General features: G+C 52.5%; 20 protein-coding genes and 1 pseudogene. 14 read left to right on the forward strand and 7 right to left on the reverse strand.

Features of this window, described 5'->3' with window-relative positions; genetic code table 11:
• Positions 1-97: 97 nt before the first annotated feature.
• The 9 genes from DB48_RS19025 to DB48_RS19065 all read left to right on the forward strand — a co-directional run bounded on the left by DB48_RS19025 (position 98) and on the right by DB48_RS19065 (position 9216).
• Positions 98-1177, forward strand: coding sequence for a pilus assembly protein PilM (locus tag DB48_RS19025; RefSeq protein ID WP_041511768.1), 1080 nt, complete (start codon positions 98-100; stop codon positions 1175-1177).
• Positions 1165-1746: a PilN domain-containing protein gene (locus DB48_RS19030; protein WP_041511769.1), complete on the forward strand. Its 582-nt coding sequence runs from the start codon at positions 1165-1167 to the stop codon at positions 1744-1746. The genes DB48_RS19025 and DB48_RS19030 overlap by 13 nt, the downstream gene beginning before the upstream one ends.
• Positions 1743-2366, forward strand: coding sequence for a type 4a pilus biogenesis protein PilO (locus DB48_RS19035; RefSeq protein ID WP_041511770.1), 624 nt, complete (start codon positions 1743-1745; stop codon positions 2364-2366). The genes DB48_RS19030 and DB48_RS19035 overlap by 4 nt, the downstream gene beginning before the upstream one ends.
• Positions 2363-2878 (forward strand): pilus assembly protein PilP, encoded by a 516-nt coding sequence (locus DB48_RS19040; protein WP_041511771.1) that lies wholly within the window; start codon positions 2363-2365, stop codon positions 2876-2878. The genes DB48_RS19035 and DB48_RS19040 overlap by 4 nt, the downstream gene beginning before the upstream one ends.
• Positions 2879-2900: 22 nt before the next feature.
• Positions 2901-4952: a type IV pilus secretin PilQ gene (locus DB48_RS19045; RefSeq protein WP_041511772.1), complete on the forward strand. Its 2052-nt coding sequence runs from the start codon at positions 2901-2903 to the stop codon at positions 4950-4952.
• 215 nt (positions 4953-5167) lie between these two features.
• Positions 5168-5683 carry a shikimate kinase AroK gene (gene aroK / locus DB48_RS19050; protein ID WP_011864020.1) on the forward strand — a complete coding sequence of 172 codons (516 nt, stop codon included), beginning with the start codon at positions 5168-5170 and terminating at the stop codon, positions 5681-5683.
• A 15-nt stretch (positions 5684-5698) separates the two neighbouring features.
• On the forward strand, positions 5699-6775 hold the full coding sequence (aroB, locus tag DB48_RS19055; RefSeq protein ID WP_041511773.1) for a 3-dehydroquinate synthase: 1077 nt from the start codon (positions 5699-5701) through the stop codon (positions 6773-6775).
• Between the two features lie 16 nt (positions 6776-6791).
• Positions 6792-8324, forward strand: a complete 1533-nt coding sequence (locus DB48_RS19060) for an AAA family ATPase (RefSeq protein WP_041511774.1) — start codon at positions 6792-6794, stop codon at positions 8322-8324.
• A gap of 52 nt (positions 8325-8376) precedes the next feature.
• The gene (locus DB48_RS19065) at positions 8377-9216 is read left to right on the forward strand and encodes a Dam family site-specific DNA-(adenine-N6)-methyltransferase (RefSeq protein WP_041511775.1); all 840 of its coding nucleotides are present in this window, start codon (positions 8377-8379) and stop codon (positions 9214-9216) included.
• A 24-nt stretch (positions 9217-9240) separates the two neighbouring features.
• On the opposite strand, the gene DB48_RS19985 is transcribed toward DB48_RS19065, so the two are convergent.
• Both DB48_RS19985 and DB48_RS19075 read right to left on the reverse strand, forming a co-directional pair.
• Positions 9241-9414, reverse strand: a complete 174-nt coding sequence (locus DB48_RS19985; protein WP_041511776.1) for a DUF2970 domain-containing protein — start codon at positions 9412-9414, stop codon at positions 9241-9243.
• Between the two features lie 8 nt (positions 9415-9422).
• Positions 9423-9767, reverse strand: coding sequence for a hypothetical protein (locus DB48_RS19075; protein WP_041511777.1), 345 nt, complete (start codon positions 9765-9767; stop codon positions 9423-9425).
• A gap of 211 nt (positions 9768-9978) precedes the next feature.
• Here DB48_RS19075 and rpe point away from each other — a divergent pair, with 211 nt between their 5' ends.
• Genes rpe through trpS form a run of 3 tightly spaced genes read left to right on the forward strand, consistent with a single transcriptional unit; the run spans position 9979 to position 12355 of the window.
• Positions 9979-10653 carry a ribulose-phosphate 3-epimerase gene (gene rpe, locus DB48_RS19080; RefSeq protein ID WP_041511778.1) on the forward strand — a complete coding sequence of 225 codons (675 nt, stop codon included), beginning with the start codon at positions 9979-9981 and terminating at the stop codon, positions 10651-10653.
• A 2-nt stretch (positions 10654-10655) separates the two neighbouring features.
• A complete protein-coding gene (locus tag DB48_RS19085) occupies positions 10656-11351 on the forward strand; it encodes a phosphoglycolate phosphatase (protein WP_041511779.1) in 696 nt (231 codons plus the stop codon).
• Between the two features lie 5 nt (positions 11352-11356).
• Entirely contained in the window at positions 11357-12355 is a 999-nt protein-coding gene (trpS, locus tag DB48_RS19090; protein ID WP_041511780.1) for a tryptophan--tRNA ligase, read from the forward strand.
• A gap of 62 nt (positions 12356-12417) precedes the next feature.
• Here the strand turns inward: trpS and DB48_RS19095 are convergent, their stop codons facing one another.
• Positions 12418-13293, reverse strand: coding sequence for a LysR substrate-binding domain-containing protein (locus DB48_RS19095; protein ID WP_041511781.1), 876 nt, complete (start codon positions 13291-13293; stop codon positions 12418-12420).
• 126 nt (positions 13294-13419) lie between these two features.
• On the opposite strand from DB48_RS19095, the gene DB48_RS19100 reads away from it, so the two are divergent.
• Positions 13420-14289 carry a DMT family transporter gene (locus DB48_RS19100; protein ID WP_041511782.1) on the forward strand — a complete coding sequence of 290 codons (870 nt, stop codon included), beginning with the start codon at positions 13420-13422 and terminating at the stop codon, positions 14287-14289.
• Positions 14290-14310: 21 nt separating this feature from the next.
• On the opposite strand, the gene DB48_RS19105 is transcribed toward DB48_RS19100, so the two are convergent.
• The 4 genes from DB48_RS19105 to DB48_RS19120 all read right to left on the reverse strand — a co-directional run bounded on the left by DB48_RS19105 (position 14311) and on the right by DB48_RS19120 (position 17754).
• Complete coding sequence (locus DB48_RS19105) at positions 14311-14880, reverse strand: BON domain-containing protein (protein ID WP_041511783.1); 570 nt, start codon at positions 14878-14880, stop codon at positions 14311-14313.
• Complete coding sequence (locus tag DB48_RS19110; RefSeq protein ID WP_033540410.1) at positions 14877-15470, reverse strand: phosphoheptose isomerase; 594 nt, start codon at positions 15468-15470, stop codon at positions 14877-14879. The genes DB48_RS19105 and DB48_RS19110 overlap by 4 nt, the downstream gene beginning before the upstream one ends.
• Before the next feature lie 68 nt (positions 15471-15538).
• Positions 15539-15883, reverse strand: a complete 345-nt coding sequence (locus tag DB48_RS19115; RefSeq protein WP_041511784.1) for a YraN family protein — start codon at positions 15881-15883, stop codon at positions 15539-15541.
• Entirely contained in the window at positions 15880-17754 is a 1875-nt protein-coding gene (locus tag DB48_RS19120) for a penicillin-binding protein activator (protein WP_041511785.1), read from the reverse strand. Before DB48_RS19120 ends, DB48_RS19115 begins: the two co-directional genes overlap by 4 nt.
• Positions 17755-17842: 88 nt before the next feature.
• Between DB48_RS19120 and rsmI the strand changes: the two are divergent.
• Positions 17843-18684 (forward strand): annotated as a pseudogene (rsmI, locus tag DB48_RS19125) (16S rRNA (cytidine(1402)-2'-O)-methyltransferase).
• Positions 18685-18737: the final 53 nt, after the last annotated feature.

The raw sequence follows: 18737 nt of genomic DNA on the forward strand, positions 1-18737 counted from the left end.
AATTGTAAAAGTTACAAACATTTTGTACAAATATCTATAACGAGTTGATTTTGTGCTAATCTAATCCCTGAAACTATAACAAAAGTGACGATGGACTATGCTTTCAAATTTATGGAAGCGTCAGGCTCCGCAGATGGTTGGGATCGATATCGGTTCCCACGAGATAAAAGCAATACTGCTGAGTAAGACTGCTGATGGTTATAAAATTTTGAGTCACGCAGCGGTGCCCGTTAAAAAAGGCGCCGTTAATGATCATGAAATAAGAGATTCAGACGCGGTGTTGGAGTCCTTAAGATTGATCAAACGATCTTTGCCTAAGAGCGTAAAATATGCGGCAGCAGCGGTTTCGGGATCGGCTGTGATGACCAAGGTGATCTACATGGATGCCGCCCTCAGTGAAGAGGAGATGGAGACGCAGATCGAGATCGAAGCCGACAACCTTATCCCCTATTCACTCGATGAAGTCAGCATAGATTTTGAAACTCTCAATGTTAACAGTGCCGACCCCTCCAAGGTGGATGTGCTGCTTAGCGCGTGTCGTACCGAGAATATCGATGCCAGGGTCGATAGCTTGGACGACATCAATCTAGAAGCCAAAGTGATTGATGTTGAAGGATATGCCTTGGGACGCTCCTTCGAGTTAGTCGCCGCCCAGTTACCCGATGGTGCCGAAGACAAGGTGGTTGCGCTGGTGGATATCGGTGCGAACATGACAACTTTTGCCGTGGTGGAGAAGGGCGAAACGACCTTTATCCGCGAACAGGCATTCGGTGGTGAGCAGTTTACCCAGTCCATCTTATCTTTCTATGGCATGTCTCATGAGCAAGCGGAGAAGGCCAAGCTCGAAGGCGATCTTCCCCGCAATTATATGTTCGAGGTGCTCTCGCCCTTCCAGACGCAGTTACTGCAACAGATCAAACGTACCTTGCAGATTTACTGCACTTCTAGTGGCAAGGACAAGGTCGATCATATCGTCCTGTGCGGTGGAACCTCTAAGCTGGAAGGTATGGCTAATCTGCTCACCAACGAACTCGGTGTTCATACCATTATTGCCGACCCATTCTTGGGTTGTCTGCATGCGGACGAGCAAGTGAAGACGCAACTACAGCCCAATATTAATAAATACATGGTCGCGTGTGGATTAGCGCTGAGGAGTTACTCTCAATGGCGAACATAAACTTATTGCCCTGGCGCGAAGAAGCAAGAGAAAAACAAAAACGCGATTATTTGGGGATATTAGCAGCCGTATTTATCGGTGCAGCATTAGTCGTTTATTTAGCCTTAACCGTTATCGATATGATGACCGAGGAGCAGAGAGGAAGAAATGCCTATCTGCAGGGCGAAATTCAGCTGTTAGAAAAACAAATTGCCGAAATTAAAAAGATTCGCGAGCGTAAGAAAGATATCGAGCGTCGTACCGAGATCATATTAAACCTACAACAGGCGCGAAATTTACCGACCCACGTATTGGATGAGTTGGTGCGTGTTGTGCCCCCAGGAATATACCTTTCCAGCATAGAAAAGAAGGGCAGTTTGTTGTGGATAGAGGGACGTAGTGAGTCTAATAATAACGTCGCCAACATGATGCGTAAGATCAAGGCCTCTATGTGGTTACACGATCCTAATATGCAATCGATCGTCTCGCAGAATGATGAGATGCGCCAGTTACAGCGTTTTAGTTTAAGGGTCTCTATCGGTGAAGAAGATGCAGATGATGCCAAGACGACACAAGGAGCGAGCAAATGAAACTCGATCTGAGTGAATTCAATGATATCGATTTTGAGAACATTGGCGGTTGGCCGACCCAGGTTAAGGTCGTATTCGCCTCTTTCTTGGCCATCATCATCTTCGTGGCGGGATATTTCCTGTTTGTCTCTGATGCCATCGATGTCCTCAAAGGTGAGCAAGATAAAGAAATCACCTTAAGAGATGATTTTAAAGCGAAATATCAATTGGCGGCTAATCTTAAGTTGTACCGGGAGCAGCTGGCGGTCATGGAGGTTCAGTTTGCTGAGCTGTTGAAGATGTTGCCGTCGCAAAATGAGATGCCTGGCTTACTCGATGATTTGACCTTCGTTGCCACCGATTCGGGATTGGGGATTCAGAGCCTGGAGTGGCAAGAAGAGATACAGCGCGATTTCTATATCGAGTTTCCTATTAGCATGTCGGTGACGGGTGATTATCATGAGATGGGGCATCTGGTCAGTGGTGTTGCTAAGTTGCCGCGTATCGTGAGCCTGCATGATTTCGTCATAAAGCGAAGTGATAACGGTGAACTTGCCATGGAAATCTTGGCTAAGACCTATCGTTTCAAAGAGGGAGCTCAGGTTCCTAAAGACAAAGCGGCGAAGGGGGCGAAGAAATGAAGAAGCTACCTTTGCTAATTCTAGGCTTGATGCTAACGGGTTGTATGGGAGATCGCAGCGATCTTGAGCTGTTTGTGACCACCACTAAGGCTCAACATGTTGCGCGTGTGCCTCCTCTGAAAGAGCCTCCTAAGTTTGAACATTTTGCCTATCAGGCAGAGTTGATGCGCAGTCCCTTCGTACCACCTTCAAGAGAGTTGACCGAAGAGGTGGTCGACACGACTAAAGATTGTCTGCAGCCAGATCTGAAACGGCGCAAGGGGCGTCTAGAGACTTATGCCCTGGACAACTTAAAGATGCGTGGTACCTTGAGCGAAGATAAGAATATTTGGGCCTTGATCGAGACTAACGATGGTAGCGTTTATCGTCTAGGTGTTGGCGAATACGTAGGTTTGTATCACGGGCGAATTGCTAAAGTTACACAGCAAATGGTCGAAATAGTTGAATTAATTCCAGATGGGACAGGTTGCTGGGCTGAAAGAATGAGCAACATGGAACTGACTGGTGAATAACAAAGCGAAGGATGAGGGAATAATGGAATCTTCTGCCGCGAAAAGCGTTTTATTAAAAAAGTCGCCCCTGTTTAAAGTGGCCTTTGGCTTGGCTTTATTGTTGGGTGTGGCGCCGTATTCTTCTGCTGCGAACCGTCTGATTGATGTCAAATACCACTCAATTGTCGACCATCAGTTAGAGTTACAACTGGTCTTTGAGGAGGCTGTGAAGGAGCCTGAGATTAATCTCAATGCCTCTCCGGCACAGATCATCCTTGGGTTCGACGATAGCCTGTCTGGGTTGGAAAAAGATATCCTACCGATCAACAACGTTGGCGTTAAGTCCATGTCCACTCTGCAGGAAAGCGAGCAGCTTAAGGTGCTGGTGGATCTGGCTAAGGTCAAGGCTTATCAAGGTAAGGTGCTGGGTAATACCTATCGCCTGACCATTAACGATGAGGTCGCCAGTCGTAGCGACACGGCCGCGAATCCTTTCGTTAACGGTATCAAGAACATAGATTTCCACCGTACAAGCGATGGTGGCGGTGAGTTGTTGGTTAAATTAAATAACTCGTCGGTTGCCGCCAATGTGCAGCAGGTCGGTGCCAAGCTAGAACTCAAACTTTACAACACGGACATAGGCTCAGATCTTCTCTATGTCATGGATGTTCAAGACTTTGCGACGCCGGTGAAGAGCTTTGAGACCTTTAAGGATGAGTTGACGGCACGTGTATTGGTGGATGTCTCGGGTCAGTACGAGTACAACTATAAGCAGGAAGGCAACCTATTCAGACTCAACGTGCGTAAGGCAGAGCGCGCCGCCGTCGTCAAGGAAGAGAAGAAGTATGAAGGTCGCTCGCTTTCTCTTAACTTCCAGAGCATCTCGGTACGTACTGTGTTGCAGATCATTGCCGATTATAACAACTTCAACCTGGTGACCAGTGATACGGTCGAAGGGGATATCACCCTGAGACTCGACGATGTGCCTTGGGACCAAGCCTTGGATCTGATTCTGCAAACGAAGGGACTGGATAAGCGCATCGAAGGCAATATCTTGATGGTGGCGCCAGCCGAAGAGATCGCCATTCGCGAGAGCCAAGAGCTGAAAAACCAGCAGGAAGTGAAAGAGCTCGCGCCGCTATACTCTGAATATCTGCAGATCAACTATGCCAAGGCAACAGACATTGCCGAGCTGCTTAAAGGCGACGATGCCTCTCTGTTGTCGGCTCGAGGCACAGTTGCCGTAGACGACAGAACTAACACTCTATTGGTTAAAGATACCGAAGAGAGTCTGGAGAGTATTCATCGTCTGGTGGAAGTCTTGGATATCCCTATTCGTCAGGTATTGATCGAATCTCGCATGGTTACCGTGAAGGATGATGTCTCTGAAGATCTCGGTATCAAGTGGGGCATTACCGATCAGCAGGGCAACAAGGGGACTTCCGGTAGCCTGGAAGGCGCGAACGATATTGCAAACGGTGTCGTGCCGGATATTGGCGACCGACTGAATGTTAACTTGCCGGCGGCCGTGGCGAACCCAACCAGCATCGCCTTCCATGTGGCCAAATTGGCCGATGGCACCCTGCTGGATCTTGAGCTGAGCGCCCTAGAGCAAGAAAGCAAGGGTGAGATTATCGCCAGCCCACGCATTACCACCTCAAACCAGAAGGCGGCCTATATCGAGCAGGGTGTTGAGATCCCTTATGTCGAATCGGCTTCCAGTGGTGCTGCCACTGTGCAGTTTAAGAAGGCGGTATTGTCGCTGCGCGTGACACCACAGATCACCCCTGATAATCGTGTGATCTTAGATCTTGAGATCACTCAGGACTCTCAGGGTAAGACGGTTGATACGCCACTGGGTCAGGCGGTGTCTATCGATACCCAGCGTATCGGTACTCAGGTGTTAGTGGATCATGGTGAGACCATTGTGCTCGGTGGTATCTACCAGCAACAATTGATCAATCGTGTCAGCAAGGTACCCGTACTCGGTGATATTCCGTTCTTGGGTTACCTTTTCAGAAACACCACAGATAAGAACGAGCGCCAAGAGCTGCTGATCTTCGTGACACCTAAGATTATCTCCGAACAGCTGTAGTTCGAAGCATATCTGAGATAAAGCCAGCGTTTAGACGCTGGCTTTTTAATGCCTGAGTATAATTTCACAGAATTTACTCCCTCCACTTGCCTTTGAGGGGAATTAGCTGAGATAATCCGTGGTCAAGTCTCATTAGAGCAAGGTAACATTTAAGGTCGGCCTGATTTTTTGGCTGGCGTAGGCAAACTTTCCATATAAGATTCAGACGTAAAGCAATGGCTGAAAAACGTAATATTTTCCTAGTAGGTCCTATGGGGGCTGGCAAAAGCACTATAGGCCGTCATCTGGCGCAGATGCTTCATTTAGAGTTCCACGATTCAGATCAAGAGATTGAAAACCGTACCGGTGCTGATATCGCGTGGGTATTTGACGTTGAGGGCGAAGAAGGTTTTCGTCGTCGCGAAACACAAGTTGTTGCCGATTTAACTGAAAAACAGGGTATTGTTTTAGCCACTGGCGGCGGCTCCATTCAGAGTAAAGACATTCGTAACAACTTGTCTGCCCGAGGCATAGTGGTGTATCTGGAAACCACTATCGATAAGCAGGTTGCGCGTACCCAGCGTGACAAGCGTCGTCCACTACTTCAGGTTGAAGACCCAAGAGAAGTGTTAGAAAAGCTTGCTGAGATCCGTAATCCACTGTACGAAGAGATTGCCGATGTCATAGTCAAGACTGACGAGCAGAGCGCAAAAGTTGTTGCAAATCAAATTATTGACCAGTTAGGCTTCTAAACATTAGGCGGTAGAATGGAACAGATTCAGGTTGAACTTGGTGTACGCAGTTACCCTATCTTTATTGGCCAGAATCTCCTCGAAAATAGCGATTACTTTTCAAGCTATCTTCAAGGCAAAAAAATTCTAATCGTAACTAATGACACAATAGCGCCTCTGTATCTGGCTAAGGTACAGGCGCTATTGGCTTCCTACCAATGTGCCGATCCTGTCATCTTACCCGATGGCGAACAATACAAGACACTGTCGCAGATGGATGCGATTTTTACCTCGCTGCTCGCGCAGAATATGGGGCGTGATTCCGTATTAATTGCCTTGGGTGGTGGTGTCATAGGTGACATGACGGGTTTTGCCGCCGCTTGTTATCAACGCGGTGTCGATTTTATTCAGATCCCAACGACCCTGTTGTCACAGGTCGATTCTTCCGTGGGGGGCAAGACGGCCGTCAACCATCCCATGGGCAAGAACATGATAGGTGCCTTCTATCAACCTAAGATGGTTGCCATAGACACTGCATGTCTGCATACCTTACCGGCCCGTGAATTTGCCGCCGGCATGGCCGAGGTGATCAAGTATGGCATTATCTGGGATGGCTCATTTTTCAGTTGGTTAGAGCAGAATGTTGCGGCGCTTAAATCGTTAGATGAGGCGGCGCTCACCTATGCTATCGCCAAATGTTGCCAGATTAAGGCCGACGTCGTGGCGCAAGATGAGACCGAGCAAGGGGTGCGTGCCCTGTTGAACCTGGGACACACCTTTGGTCATGCCATTGAGGCCGAGATGGGTTATGGCGTATGGCTCCACGGTGAAGCCGTGGCGGCTGGCACAGTACTTGCTGCGCAAACTGCATCTAAGATGGGGCTGGTGGATGAGTCAATTGTTTGTCGAATCGAAGCGATATTCGAGGCATTTGACCTACCAACAGAGGCCCCAGAGGCGGTGGACTTCGAACAGTTCATCAAGCATATGCGGCGTGACAAGAAAGTGCTGAACGGAAAACTCAGACTCGTGCTGCCAAAGGCCATTGGCCAGGCAGAGGTGTATGGCGAGGTTTCCGAGTCCCTTCTGCAAGAGGTCATTAGCCGCGCCTAGTTTGTGTGGTGATTAAGTGACATTTCAAACAGCTATTCTCTTACCCAGTCAGGAGTCTCTGCTACATAGATTGCAGCATGTAGTCTTGTATGGCCAGCAGTTGACTGTGTTGACGGGAGAAACCGGCGCAGGAAAAACCACTCTCACTACGGCGCTTGTGGACACATTGGATGATGTCAGCTCGGCCCTGGTTGTTTGTCCACAGCATGTCGATAGCGCCGAGATCCGCCGCAAGATCTTAGTCCAACTCCTAACCGAACCGGTTTTCGACGACGAATTGCCGCTGCCTGAAACCCTGTTGCGCCTCGGCGATGCCTTGCCCTCACACAGCCATATTGTGCTCGATGATGCCCAATATCTGCCTCTAGAGCTGTGGGCGGAATGTATTGTCTTGAGCCAGCTGAACATTGCGGGCAAAAAGCTTTCGCTGACACTAACGGCCCCGGCGGAGTACTTAAATCAGATCTTGACCCAGCTGCCAGAGACACAGCGTCCGCTCTTGCTGCCTGTCGCTATATCGCCTTTAACCTTGCCGGAGCGCGAGGGCCTCTATTATACCCTGTTGCATCGCAGCGAAGAGACACCTTTTACGCCGCGGGATATTGTCAAAGATCAGCTGCAGCGTCAGCAGGGGACACCGGTCGAAGTCTTGAACCTGCTCTATCTGGCACTGCACGGTGAAGCTGCAGCCCCCAAGAAAAATCCTTGGCCTGTCTATTTGGCCATAGGTGCCTGCGTGGCTTCTCTGCTCACCAGTTTCTATTGGTTATGGGCTGAACCTGAAGAGATCATGACCAAGTCTAAGGTGCAGACCGTCGCGGCGGTGCGCGCGGCCGCGTTTAACACTCAATATGGTCAGCGCCTGTTGAGTGCTTATTTCGAGCAAGGCTCACAATTGCGCAAAACGCTGGTTAGTCCTGCTGATGCTGCGCTGCCTGCGACCGAGCCGAAAATTGAGTCTGGCGACCAGATTGAAACGCTGACGCAAGCTCTGCCAGATGCTCAGCCAAGTGCCTCGCCCAGATCTCAGCCTGCTTCTCAGTTAAAAGAGGTGAGCGAAGAGCAGCGGCTCCAAGCTGAAGCACTCACTTATCAAGATGCGTCCGAGCCAGAGGTGGCTGAGCAACCGTCGCAAGTTGCAGGAGCAATAGAGCAAACGCAACAGAGTCAGGTATCGGATGAAGCTAGGGCAGCTAAGCCAGTGGAAACTTTTGCCCTGGTGCCGGTAAGCGAACCCAAGGAATCTCGTAAGTTGGCGGCATCGCAACCACACCCTGCGGGCTTTACGCTGCAGCTGGCGACGGTGAAACGCCTTGAGTCGCTCGATGCGACGATCGCCAAGCTGCCCGACGTTAATCAGGTGCAGATTGCCCGCTACAAGAGCTACTGGGTGCTCCTCTATGGGCAATACACAGATAGGCAAGCGGGGCAGCAGGCCGCCCTCGATTTAGCCCAGACGAGTCAATTAGCCGCTCCATGGGTGAGAGCCTGGGTAGATTTATCCGGCTATGAGTTGCAACAAGGGGCTGTGAGTCGTGAAATTCATTAATAAACAGAGTACAATCGACGACTTGTTTTCATTGTGCACTCAATCGATTTAGATGATTAAAAAACAGAGAGCCTTCTTAAAATGGGCCGGCGGTAAATTTAAACTGGTTGATGCGCTCACCCAGCACCTGCCCGAAGGCGACAGATTGGTGGAGCCCTTTGTCGGCGCAGGCTCGGTATTTCTAAATACCCATTACAAGCGCTATCTGTTGTGCGACATCAATCAGGATCTGATCAATCTCTATCAGATAGTGCAATCCACACCGGAAAAATATATCACCGAGGCCAAGGCGATGTTTGTCGAAGCCAAGAATGATAAAGAAGCCTATTACCAGGTGCGCAGTGAATTCAATCAGACCCGGGATCCCTTCCTTCGCTCTGTCTATTTTCTCTATATGAATCGCCATGGGTTTAACGGTCTGTGTCGCTACAACTCCAAGGGCGGCTTCAACGTACCTTTCGGTTCATACAAGAAGCCCTATTTTCCCGAAGAGGAGATTAAGGCCTTCGCCGAAAAGGCGCAGGTGGCCGAGTTTAAGTGTATAGGATACGAAGAGGCCTTCGAGCTGACTCAGCCCGGCGATGTGGTCTATTGCGACCCGCCTTATGCACCACTCTCCACCACGGCAAGCTTTACCACCTATGTGGGCTCGGGCTTTAGCCTGGACGATCAGGCACTGCTGGCGCGTAAGTCTCGTCATACGGCGATTGACAGGGGCATACCCGTGCTCATCAGCAACCATGATATTCCCCTGACCCGTGAGCTATATCATGGTGCCAGGTTCGATACCATCCAGGTGCAGCGCAATATCAGTCAAAATGGTAACAGTCGTAAGAAGGTCGATGAACTGATGGCCCTGTACGATGACAGTTACCACAGCGAAAACGATTAAGCCCAATACATTAGTTAATTGGGGTTAATTCAGTACCAGTTTCACGATAAAGATGAGTGAAGCGACCAAGGCGATGGCCAGTAGAATTCCCATCACAATAAAAGGCAGCGGTGAGCTGGACTGAAAGTCACGCACGCGGTTTTGCTCTGTCTGCACGCCAAAGAAGGCGGCTAGGGTGCTCAAAAAGAGTTGCAGCAAGAGGGTGCCTAGAGGCGCTGTTTGCTGGTGGGGGTGACATCATCCATGGGCGTGTCTTGATGACCATGGAGCAGTTCGAGCAGATCCACAAAGTGCAGTTGATTAGAGCGGCTTCGACCCGTCAGCCAGTTACTCCAGCTGACATTATCTGCCTGATCGGCACAGCGGTTATTGGGATGACTGGCTGGGAGAGAGGAGTTGTAGCTGGTGTTGCTATCGCACACGCAGGCCAGGTTGGTTTCATTTTCACTGAGACTCTGAACGCCAATGGCAGTAAAACCAACAACGGCGGCTGTGACGGTAAATACCGTTGCCGATTTAATCTTGGCTGAAGCTTTGGCTTTATCTCTCATCTCTACATCCTGTGAACATGGAAACCCCTAATCAGCGCATTATAGCAAAGGCGTTTATATTTTGAACATAATTTTTCGGTGAGGCTATTTGCCACAGGTGAAATTTACTCAATTCTGAACCAGAACACGTTTAATCGGTTATCGCCTATAGAGGCTGGACTGGGCTATAAGGTAGAATAGCGTAATTCTTATTCAGATTAGTGAGTTTATCATGCGTCCATTTCTAATTGCTCCCTCTATCTTATCTGCCGACTTTGCCCGTCTTGGGGAAGATGTCGAGGCGGTACTCAAGGCCGGTGCCGATGTGGTTCACTTCGACGTGATGGATAACCATTATGTGCCGAACCTGACCATAGGCCCTATGGTGTGTAAGGCACTACGTGATTACGGTGTGACCGCCGATATCGACGTGCATCTCATGGTGAAGCCAGTGGATCGCATCATTCCTGATTTCGTTGATGCCGGTGCCTCTATCATCACCTTCCACCCAGAGGCCTCTGAGCATATCGACCGCACTCTGCAGCTGATTAAAGAATCTGGCTGTAAGGCGGGTCTGGTATTCAACCCGGCTACTTCGCTGCACTATCTGGACCATGTGATGGATAAGCTGGACGTGATTCTGCTGATGTCGGTTAACCCTGGCTTCGGCGGTCAGTCATTCATCCCGTCGACGCTGGATAAACTACGCCAGGTGCGTGAGCGTATCGATGCCAGCGGTTTCGACATACGTTTAGAAGTCGATGGCGGCGTTAAGGTCGACAACATCGCCGAAATCGCGGCGGCAGGTGCCGATATGTTCGTGGCAGGCTCGGCCATTTTCAACAAGCCAGATTACAAGGCGGTGATCGACGAGATGCGCGGCGAGCTGGCTAAGGTCGATGCCTGAGTATGAAAGCCCAATCTATTAAGGCTATTGCCTTCGATCTCGATGGCACGCTGATCGACAGTGTGCCGGATTTGGCGGCTGCCACCCAGGGCATGCTCGCCGAGTTGGACTTGCCCCTGTGTGACGAGAATCAGGTACGCAGCTGGGTAGGTAACGGCGCGGCCAAGTTGGTCGAGCGTGCGCTGACCTTCGCCCGCGGTGAGCAAGCCACACAGGCCGATATCGATGCGGCCATGCCGCTGTTTAGCAGGCACTATGAGGCTAATCTGCAACAGCATAGCCGCCTCTACGATGGCGTTAAGTCGGCGCTTGAGCAGTTGGTTAAGCTGGGGTATCAGCTGGCGATTGTGACCAACAAGCCCTATCGCTTCACTGTGCCTCTGCTGGAGGCGTTTGGTATCGCTCACCTGTTTAATCAAGTGCTGGGTGGTGATTCGCTGGAGAAGATGAAGCCGGATCCCTTGCCGCTGACGCACCTCAAACAGACATGGCAGCTCGATGATGAGCAGCTTTTGATGGTGGGTGACTCTCGAAACGATATTTTAGCGGCGAAAGCGGCGGGTATTTCCTCGATCGGCTTGACCTACGGGTACAACTACGGTGAAGATATTGGGCTCAGCGGCCCAACGGCCGTTTGTAACACATTTAGCGAAGTATTGGCGCAGATAACAGACAGCCAAATAGTATTGGAGCAATAAATTTTATGACTAAACCTATTGTGCTTAGCGGTGCCCAACCGTCAGGTGAATTGACCATTGGTAACTACATGGGTGCACTACGTCAGTGGGTTGCGATGCAAGATAGTCATGATTGCCTATATTGTGTGGTCGATCTGCATGCCATTACCGTACGCCAGGATCCGCAGAAGCTGCGCGACGCCTGCTTAGATACCCTGGCCCTTTATCTGGCCTGTGGTGTAGATCCTAAGAAGAGCACAGTCTTCATCCAGTCTCAGGTGCCTCAGCACACTCAGCTGGGTTGGGCGCTGAACTGCTACACCCAGATGGGTGAGCTAAGCCGCATGACACAGTTTAAAGACAAGTCGCAAAAGCATGCCAACAATATCAACGTCGGCCTGTTCGGCTATCCGGTATTGATGGCGGCAGACATACTGCTGTATCAGGCTAACGAGATCCCTGTGGGTCAAGATCAGAAGCAACATCTTGAACTGACTCGTGATATCGCGACACGCTTCAACAACGCCTATGGTGAGACCTTTACCATTCCCGAGCCTTTCATCCCTGAGCATGGGGCCAAGGTGATGTCTCTGCAGGATCCGCTGAAGAAGATGTCTAAGTCTGACGACAACCGTAACAATGTGATCGGTCTGCTGGAAGACCCTAAGGCCGTCATGAAGAAGCTGAAGAAGGCGATGACTGACAGCGACGAGCCGCCAGTGGTGCGTTTCGACGTCGAGAACAAGCCGGGTGTCTCTAACCTGTTGAGCCTGATGTCGGGTGTGACAGGTCAGAGCATCGCCAGCCTGGAAGCCGAGTTCGAAGGCAAGATGTACGGTCATCTTAAAGTCGCCGCCGGTGAGGCCGTGGTTGGAATGCTAGAGCCGCTGCAGGAGCGCTTCAAGGAGTACAGAGCCGATCAGAGCTTCCTCAATCAGGTGATGCATGAAGGTGCCGAGAAGGCCCAGGCCCGCGCCGAAGTGACCCTGAAGAAGGTCTACGAAAAGATTGGTCTTCTGCTCTAATCGAATGTGTGAAAAAGCCGGCAGCAGCCGGCTTTTTTTATGGGTGACGTTAAGGAAAGCCGCTAGTGCTGCTGGGTCAACCAGTGGACGAAGGCGGCGATGGCGGGCTCCTGCAGGCGCCGCTGCTTGCACAGGAAGTTAAATTCAAATCCCGTGTCGATACCCGCAAAGGGCAGGGCCACAAGACGCGCTTTGGCGATATCATCCAGCACCATGAAGTCTGACGCTAATGCCACCCCCTGGCCGGCGATGGCGGCCTCGATCGCCATCAGTACATGGCTGAAGAGCTGCTGCTGTTCCTCCTCGGGTTGAGCCACTTTATGATGTTCAAACCAGCGCTGCCAATCCAGTCCCAGTGGGCCCTCGTCGACGGTGAGCAGCTGCTGGGACTTGAGCCAGTCGAGATCCAGCTTGTCACCGCTATTGATGAGTTCAGGGCTGCAGACGGGGATCAAACGCTCGGCGTGCAGTAGCTGCTGCCAGTAGCCTTTCTGGTTCTGTTGACCCGTGATGAACATGTCGGCGCTGCTGTGGGACAGCACAGGGTCTTCGGTGATCATGTCCAGGCGCACCTGAATACCTGGGTGTAAGCGGCGAAATCCGCTGAGTCTGGGGATCAACCATTTCACCGCAAAAGAGCTGTAGACCGCCAGACGCAGCGCCTCGGGTTTCTCGCCCAGCAATCTTTGGTTCAACTCGCCCAGTTCGTTGAAGATCCTCGCCGTTTCCTGGTACAGCTGCTCCCCCTTGTCGGTGAGCCTCAGGCTGCGTCCCTCTCGCCTAAACAGGGGTAAGGCGAAATGCTCCTCCAACAGGCGAACCTGGTGAGACACCGCACTCTGGGTAATGCACAGCTCCTGTGCGGCACGGGAGAAGTGCTGCAAACGGGCGGCAGCCTCGAAGACCTGCAAGGCTCTCAGCGGGGGGATCTTTCTCATCGTCTGTCTCGCGTCTCGGCAATCAATAAATGAATTTAATTCATCTATGATAAGAAATCATCATTTCAGCTACAGTATTTTGCTCGCTATCATGCCGCCAGATGATTCTTGATATTGGAGCCTGAGATGCAACGCAATCTGATGTTGGGCCTTGGATTACTGCTGCTGGGCAATGTGTTTACCGCCCTCTATGATGTGTCGATCAAGTGGTTGCCGGCAGAGAGCGACGCGGCGATGTTTCTGCTACTGCGCCAGGTGACGGCGATTGTGATGATGCTGCCGCTCTGGTTTTACGCCGGACGGCCGAAGACCGCCTTTCTGAAGCTGCATATGATACGGGCCAATAGTGGGGCGATCGGCGGACTCATGCTGATCTTGGGCCTGATGTCCCTGCCACTGGCGACCGTCAGCTCGCTGTTTTACTCCGCCCCCTTGATGATCATCGTCATGGGCATGGTGTTTCTCAAGGAGCGGCTCAGCGGCGATCAGATCTTGGCAAGTATCCTGGGGTTTATCGGCATCCTCATCATTCTCAGGCCGAGCGAGATGAATCTGGCGGCGCTGGCCGTGCTGGTGTCGGCGATCATCTTTGCCGCCAATCAGCTGATGCTCAGGTGGTTGCCAAGCAGTGAGGCGGCGAGTGTTACCCTGATCTGTTACAACCTGCTGAGTCTGCCGTTAGTGATAGGCTTTGCCGCCTGGCAGGGATTCGCGGGCTTTAGTTGGCCCGTACTGGGTATCGCAGTGCTGAGTAATATTTTCCTGCTCGCCTACCAGCTCTTTAGCGTGCTGGCCTATCGTAAGGCTCAGGCGGGAGAGATAGCCATAGCCGAATACAGCGGTCTGCTGTTCTGTGTATTGTTTGGTTGGCTCTGGTTTGACGAATGGCTGGACGCCTTAGGTTGGCTGGGTGCCGCGCTGATTGTGCTGCCCACCATGATTCTGCCGGTGCTGGCGCGAAGATGGCGTAAGGTAAGACAGGCAGAGCTCGCCTAGGCGTTATGCCGCTTAGGCGAACTAGCTGTTGGGGGTATCGAAGACCTTGATGACCTTACGTACGCCGGCGGTGTTACGGGTGATATCTACCGCCAGATCGGCCTGTTCGCGGCTCACGACGCCGAGAAGAAAGACCTCGCCATTTTCGGTGATCACCTTGATGCGGGTGACATCCAGATCTTTGTCGTTCAGCATACGCGTCTTCACCTTGGTGGTGATCCAGGTGTCGTTGCTGCGGGTCGTAAAGGAGGTCGGGTTACCTATGCGGATCTGATTGTGGATCTTACCGCCCAGGTTCAGCTTCTGCACCGTGTTGATCGCCTTGTCCCGCAGCATGGAGCTGGGGGCCTGGCCTATCATGAGCACGTTACCGTTCATCGCCACCCCGGTGATATTGGTTTGGTTCTTAATATCTTCATGGGCCGCCAGGGCGCTGGCGATTTGAAAATCGGCGTTGGTGTCGTCCAGCTGGGTCGAGAAGCTACGTTCATCGTTGGCCATCATGGCGCCACCGACTGCGCCGACCATTACGGCCCCGGCGCAGCCTTGTAACAACAGGAGTACGGCTAGGATGGGGAGCAGAGCTCTCATGCCTGGTCATCCTGCGGGAAGAGGGTGCGGTCTATGTTGTCGCACAGGCAGTGGATCACCAACAGGTGCACTTCCTGAATACGCGCGGTGACATTTGAAGGCACGCGTACTTCCACGTCGTTCACGCCCATCAGGCCTGCCATGGCGCCGCCATCTTTACCCGTGAGGGCGACTATGGTCATGTCACGGCTCAGCGCCGCTTCCATCGCCTTGATCACGTTGCCGGAGTTGCCACTGGTTGAGATGGCCAGCAAGATGTCGCCAGGTTGACCCAATGCCAAGATCTGCTTAGAGAAGATCTCGTCATAGCTGTAGTCGTTACCTATGGCGGTAATGGTCGAGGTATCGGTTGTCAGGGCGATGGCCGGTAGCGGCGGACGCTCTATCTCATAGCGGTTCAGTAGCTCGGCCGAGAAGTGCTGGGCGTCGCCGGCGCTGCCGCCGTTACCACAGGCTAAGATCTTGTTGCCGCCCAGTAGACACTGCACCATCATCTCGGCCGCCTTCTCGATAGACTCGGGCAGGGCTTCGGCCGCATCGATCTTGGTCTGGATAGAGTGGGTAAAACTGTCTTTAATACGTTCTAACATGGAATGATCCTTTAAAAATAAAACTGTTTAACAAGCCTTCATTTGCCTAGTCGTGGCTGAGTGGAGCACTAAAAGGCGTTGGTGACCCACTGAATGTCATTGCCATCTATGGCCAGAAGATCGAAGCGACACTGCGCATCTATCTGATTGAGCTGCATATAATGGCTTGCCGCTCGATTAAGTCTTGCTATCTTGCCTCGGCTAACGGCCTGTATCGCACCGCCAAATTGTTTCGATTGGCGGTATTTTACCTCAATAAAAACCCATTTGTGACCTTGGCGCATTATGAGGTCAATTTCACCAAATGGGTAGCGTACGTTTCGTTCGACCAGCGTGAGCCCCTGTTGTTCCAGGTAAGCCAGGGCGAGGTCTTCCGCCTGCTGGCCCTTGGTGAGGTGCTCGGCACTCGTCATAGGGGTCTCAAGTTGCCTCGCTGGTAACGTCCCCAGCTGAGCTGGCGGTTAATCGTACCATCGGGTGATACAGAAAGCAGACCGCTGCGACCCGAGTATTGGTAGCCGGGTAGGGCGCGCATCTGCGCCAGCTTGCTCACCAGCTGTAGGGCGTCGAAGCCCATCACATAGAGGCGCTTTTGGCTGTTGCCCCAGGTCGGCCACAGGCGGGCAACCTCGCTGGTCTCGGCGTTAGACTCGAGCAACCAGGGAATGTCGCTGATGGTCAGGTTATTCAGCTCCTGTGCGGCGGCGCGCGACTGGCTCTCGATACGGCTGCGGCTGGTGGTGTATAGTGGCACAGGTTCGGCAAACACGCTGAAGTTGACGTCGATAAAAGGCTTGAGCAGCGGCAGATCTTGGTTGCTGGCGATCATATAGATGGCGTCGATATCGCGGCGAGATCGGAAGTCGGCCTCGATCTTACTACCCAGCAGCGTCTTGATGCGGGCGATACGCTCCTTACTGTCGATCACTCCGAGAGACTTCTGTACCGTGACTTTCATTTCGTCGCCGCGCTTGTAGTAGTGGATCTCGGCCGCCTCATGGGTCAGCTCCTGCCACTTAGCGTTAAAGGCCTCTGCCATGCGGCGGCCCACGGCGTCGTCGCTGGCCAGCAGCAGCGGCTTCTCTATGCCGTCATTATAGAGTTTCTGCGCGGCATCTAATGCCTCGTCCGTGGGCGAGAGCGCGAAGAAGAAGCGATCATTAGACGGGGTGAAGCTGTCCACATGGTTGAGAAACAGCTGAGGCACCTCAGGCTGTATCTGTGTTTGAGCGAGCGGCTGCGTCTGACCATTGGCTTGCTGCTCGGCTTTGGCCTCCGCCTGCATCAGGCTCTCGACTTCGGATTGCAGTAGCGGGCCTATGATGAAGTCGGCGCCGGCGGCAATCGCCTGCTGCTGGGCAAGCTCGGCGCCCTGGGCCGTGTCGAAGAAGTTGACCGAAACCGAGTCGTCCGGATTGGTCAGATAGCTGGAGATGATCCCCTGCTTGACCGTATCGGCAATGGCGGCTCTGGGGCCGGTGAGCGGCAGTAGTACGGCAATATTTTTCGGCTTGTAGGGCTTAGTATTAAGCGCCCGCTCCAGATCCGTCGGCAGCTTCTTGGCCCCCGGATGGCCTGGATTGTCCTGTTGCCAGTTGCCCAGTTGCTGCACCAATAGTTGCGGGTCTATGGCATAATGCTTGGCGATATAGGCCAGCTGCAGCCAACCGGCAAAGGTAGGGTTACTACTATCCTGGCTAAAGGAGAGTAGTGTCTGTTCGTGCAGGGGCTGCAATATGCCCCAGATCTCGTCGTTAACCTCACTCGCTTCGGCGCCTGGCAGGTAAGTGGCCAGCAGGGTGAGCTCCTTCGCCTGTTCTATGGGCTGTTTGCTCAGTTGATAGAGACGCGCCTTGAGTTGATGGTAGGAGACCATCTGCCAGCTGGCGAGTCGCCACTGGCTGGGATAATTGAGTTGGGCCAGGCCCTGCTCATAGTTGTCGGTCTGCTCCAGTACTCTGGCGCTCAGGTATCTGTGCTCGGCCAGGATCTCAGGCTTGTTGACCAGGCTAGGTTTAACGGCGGCCAGCGTCTTACCGGCATTGCCGGTATCGCCTTGGTTGATAAAGGCGTGAGCCGCCAGCAGCATGAGACGGTTCTTGTGTTCGGCATCTTTGGCCTGCTTGGCATCTGCCAGATACTGTGCAGGGCTTTGGGTGGCATTCACCAAAGAAACTTGGCTGCTGGTTTCTTTCACTGGGGTTGGCGCCGTGGCACAACCGAATAATACTGTGGCCAACACAGCGGCGGAGATTAATTTAGTTGTATTCAGTCTTTTTAACACAGGACTTCACTCTGGTAAGATGCTGGCTGTAGTTTAACCTTCTCTTACGCCTGACGAAAGTCTTGTGACAATCATTACAGAGGTAGATATGGACCTGTCGGTCGCACTTTACATAGTTCCTACGCCATCGGTAACCTTGGCGACATCAGCAGCCGCGCCCTGGAGGTATTGAATCAGGTCTCTCTTATCGCCTGTGAGGACACACGCCATAGCGGTAAGTTGCTGAGCCATTTCGGTATCGAGACCCGTAAGACGGCGCTGCATGATCATAACGAGCGTGACCGTGCCCAGGGAATCATCCAGAAGCTGGCCGCAGGCGAGTCGGTGGCCCTGATCTCCGATGCCGGAACGCCGCTTATCTCAGATCCCGGCTATCATCTGGTGTCTCAGGTACGTGAAGCTGGTTTCAATGTGGTGCCTTTGCCTGGGCCTTGTGCGGCGATCACCGCGCTGAGCGCCTCGGGTCTGCCGTCGGATCGCTTCTCCTTCGAGGGTTTCCTGCCCGCCAAGGAGAAGGGACGTATCGATAAGTTGACCGAGCTAAAAGAGGATCCCCGCACCCTGATCTTCTACGAGTCACCCCATCGTATCCTTCATAGCCTCACCTCTATCGTGACAGCTTTGGGGGCCGATCGTCAGGTGGTGATGGCTCGTGAAGTCACCAAGACCTTCGAGACCTTCCTCTCTGGCACCGCAGCCGAGGTGTTGGCGACCGTGAGTGAGGATCCTAATCAGCAGAAAGGCGAGATAGTGCTCATGTGTCATGGGCACCGTAGCGACGAAGATGCTGGTGTGCCGGCTCCGGCGCTGGAGACACTTAAGCTGCTGAGCCAGGAGCTGCCGCTGAAGAAGGCCGCGGCGCTGGCGGCCCAGATCCATGGGTTGAAGAAGAACGCCCTCTATAAGTTGGGGCTCGAGCTGGATCTCTAGTCATTTGCTTAGGCCAATATAAGGTGGTGCGCCGCGGCGCATTAGGCTATAAT

The organism is Shewanella sp. cp20, assembly GCF_000832025.1.
GTDB lineage: Bacteria > Pseudomonadota > Gammaproteobacteria > Enterobacterales > Shewanellaceae > Shewanella.

Excerpts from the sequence above, each read along its gene's own strand:
- rpe (WP_041511778.1), top strand. The coding sequence starts at position 9,979 with ATGCGTCCATTTCTAATTGCTCCCTCTATCTTATCTGCCGACTTTGCC.
- DB48_RS19040 (WP_041511771.1), top strand. The coding sequence starts at position 2,363 with ATGAAGAAGCTACCTTTGCTAATTCTAGGCTTGATGCTAACGGGTTGT.
- aroK (WP_011864020.1), top strand. The coding sequence starts at position 5,168 with ATGGCTGAAAAACGTAATATTTTCCTAGTAGGTCCTATGGGGGCTGGC.
- DB48_RS19105 (WP_041511783.1), bottom strand. The coding sequence starts at position 14,880 with ATGAGAGCTCTGCTCCCCATCCTAGCCGTACTCCTGTTGTTACAAGGC.
- DB48_RS19035 (WP_041511770.1), top strand. The coding sequence starts at position 1,743 with ATGAAACTCGATCTGAGTGAATTCAATGATATCGATTTTGAGAACATT.
- DB48_RS19100 (WP_041511782.1), top strand. The coding sequence starts at position 13,420 with ATGCAACGCAATCTGATGTTGGGCCTTGGATTACTGCTGCTGGGCAAT.
- DB48_RS19025 (WP_041511768.1), top strand. The coding sequence starts at position 98 with ATGCTTTCAAATTTATGGAAGCGTCAGGCTCCGCAGATGGTTGGGATC.
- aroB (WP_041511773.1), top strand. The coding sequence starts at position 5,699 with ATGGAACAGATTCAGGTTGAACTTGGTGTACGCAGTTACCCTATCTTT.
- DB48_RS19065 (WP_041511775.1), top strand. The coding sequence starts at position 8,377 with ATGATTAAAAAACAGAGAGCCTTCTTAAAATGGGCCGGCGGTAAATTT.
- DB48_RS19075 (WP_041511777.1), bottom strand. The coding sequence starts at position 9,767 with ATGAGAGATAAAGCCAAAGCTTCAGCCAAGATTAAATCGGCAACGGTA.
- DB48_RS19030 (WP_041511769.1), top strand. The coding sequence starts at position 1,165 with ATGGCGAACATAAACTTATTGCCCTGGCGCGAAGAAGCAAGAGAAAAA.
- trpS (WP_041511780.1), top strand. The coding sequence starts at position 11,357 with ATGACTAAACCTATTGTGCTTAGCGGTGCCCAACCGTCAGGTGAATTG.
- DB48_RS19110 (WP_033540410.1), bottom strand. The coding sequence starts at position 15,470 with ATGTTAGAACGTATTAAAGACAGTTTTACCCACTCTATCCAGACCAAG.
- DB48_RS19045 (WP_041511772.1), top strand. The coding sequence starts at position 2,901 with ATGGAATCTTCTGCCGCGAAAAGCGTTTTATTAAAAAAGTCGCCCCTG.
- DB48_RS19095 (WP_041511781.1), bottom strand. The coding sequence starts at position 13,293 with ATGAGAAAGATCCCCCCGCTGAGAGCCTTGCAGGTCTTCGAGGCTGCC.
- DB48_RS19085 (WP_041511779.1), top strand. The coding sequence starts at position 10,656 with ATGAAAGCCCAATCTATTAAGGCTATTGCCTTCGATCTCGATGGCACG.
- DB48_RS19115 (WP_041511784.1), bottom strand. The coding sequence starts at position 15,883 with ATGACGAGTGCCGAGCACCTCACCAAGGGCCAGCAGGCGGAAGACCTC.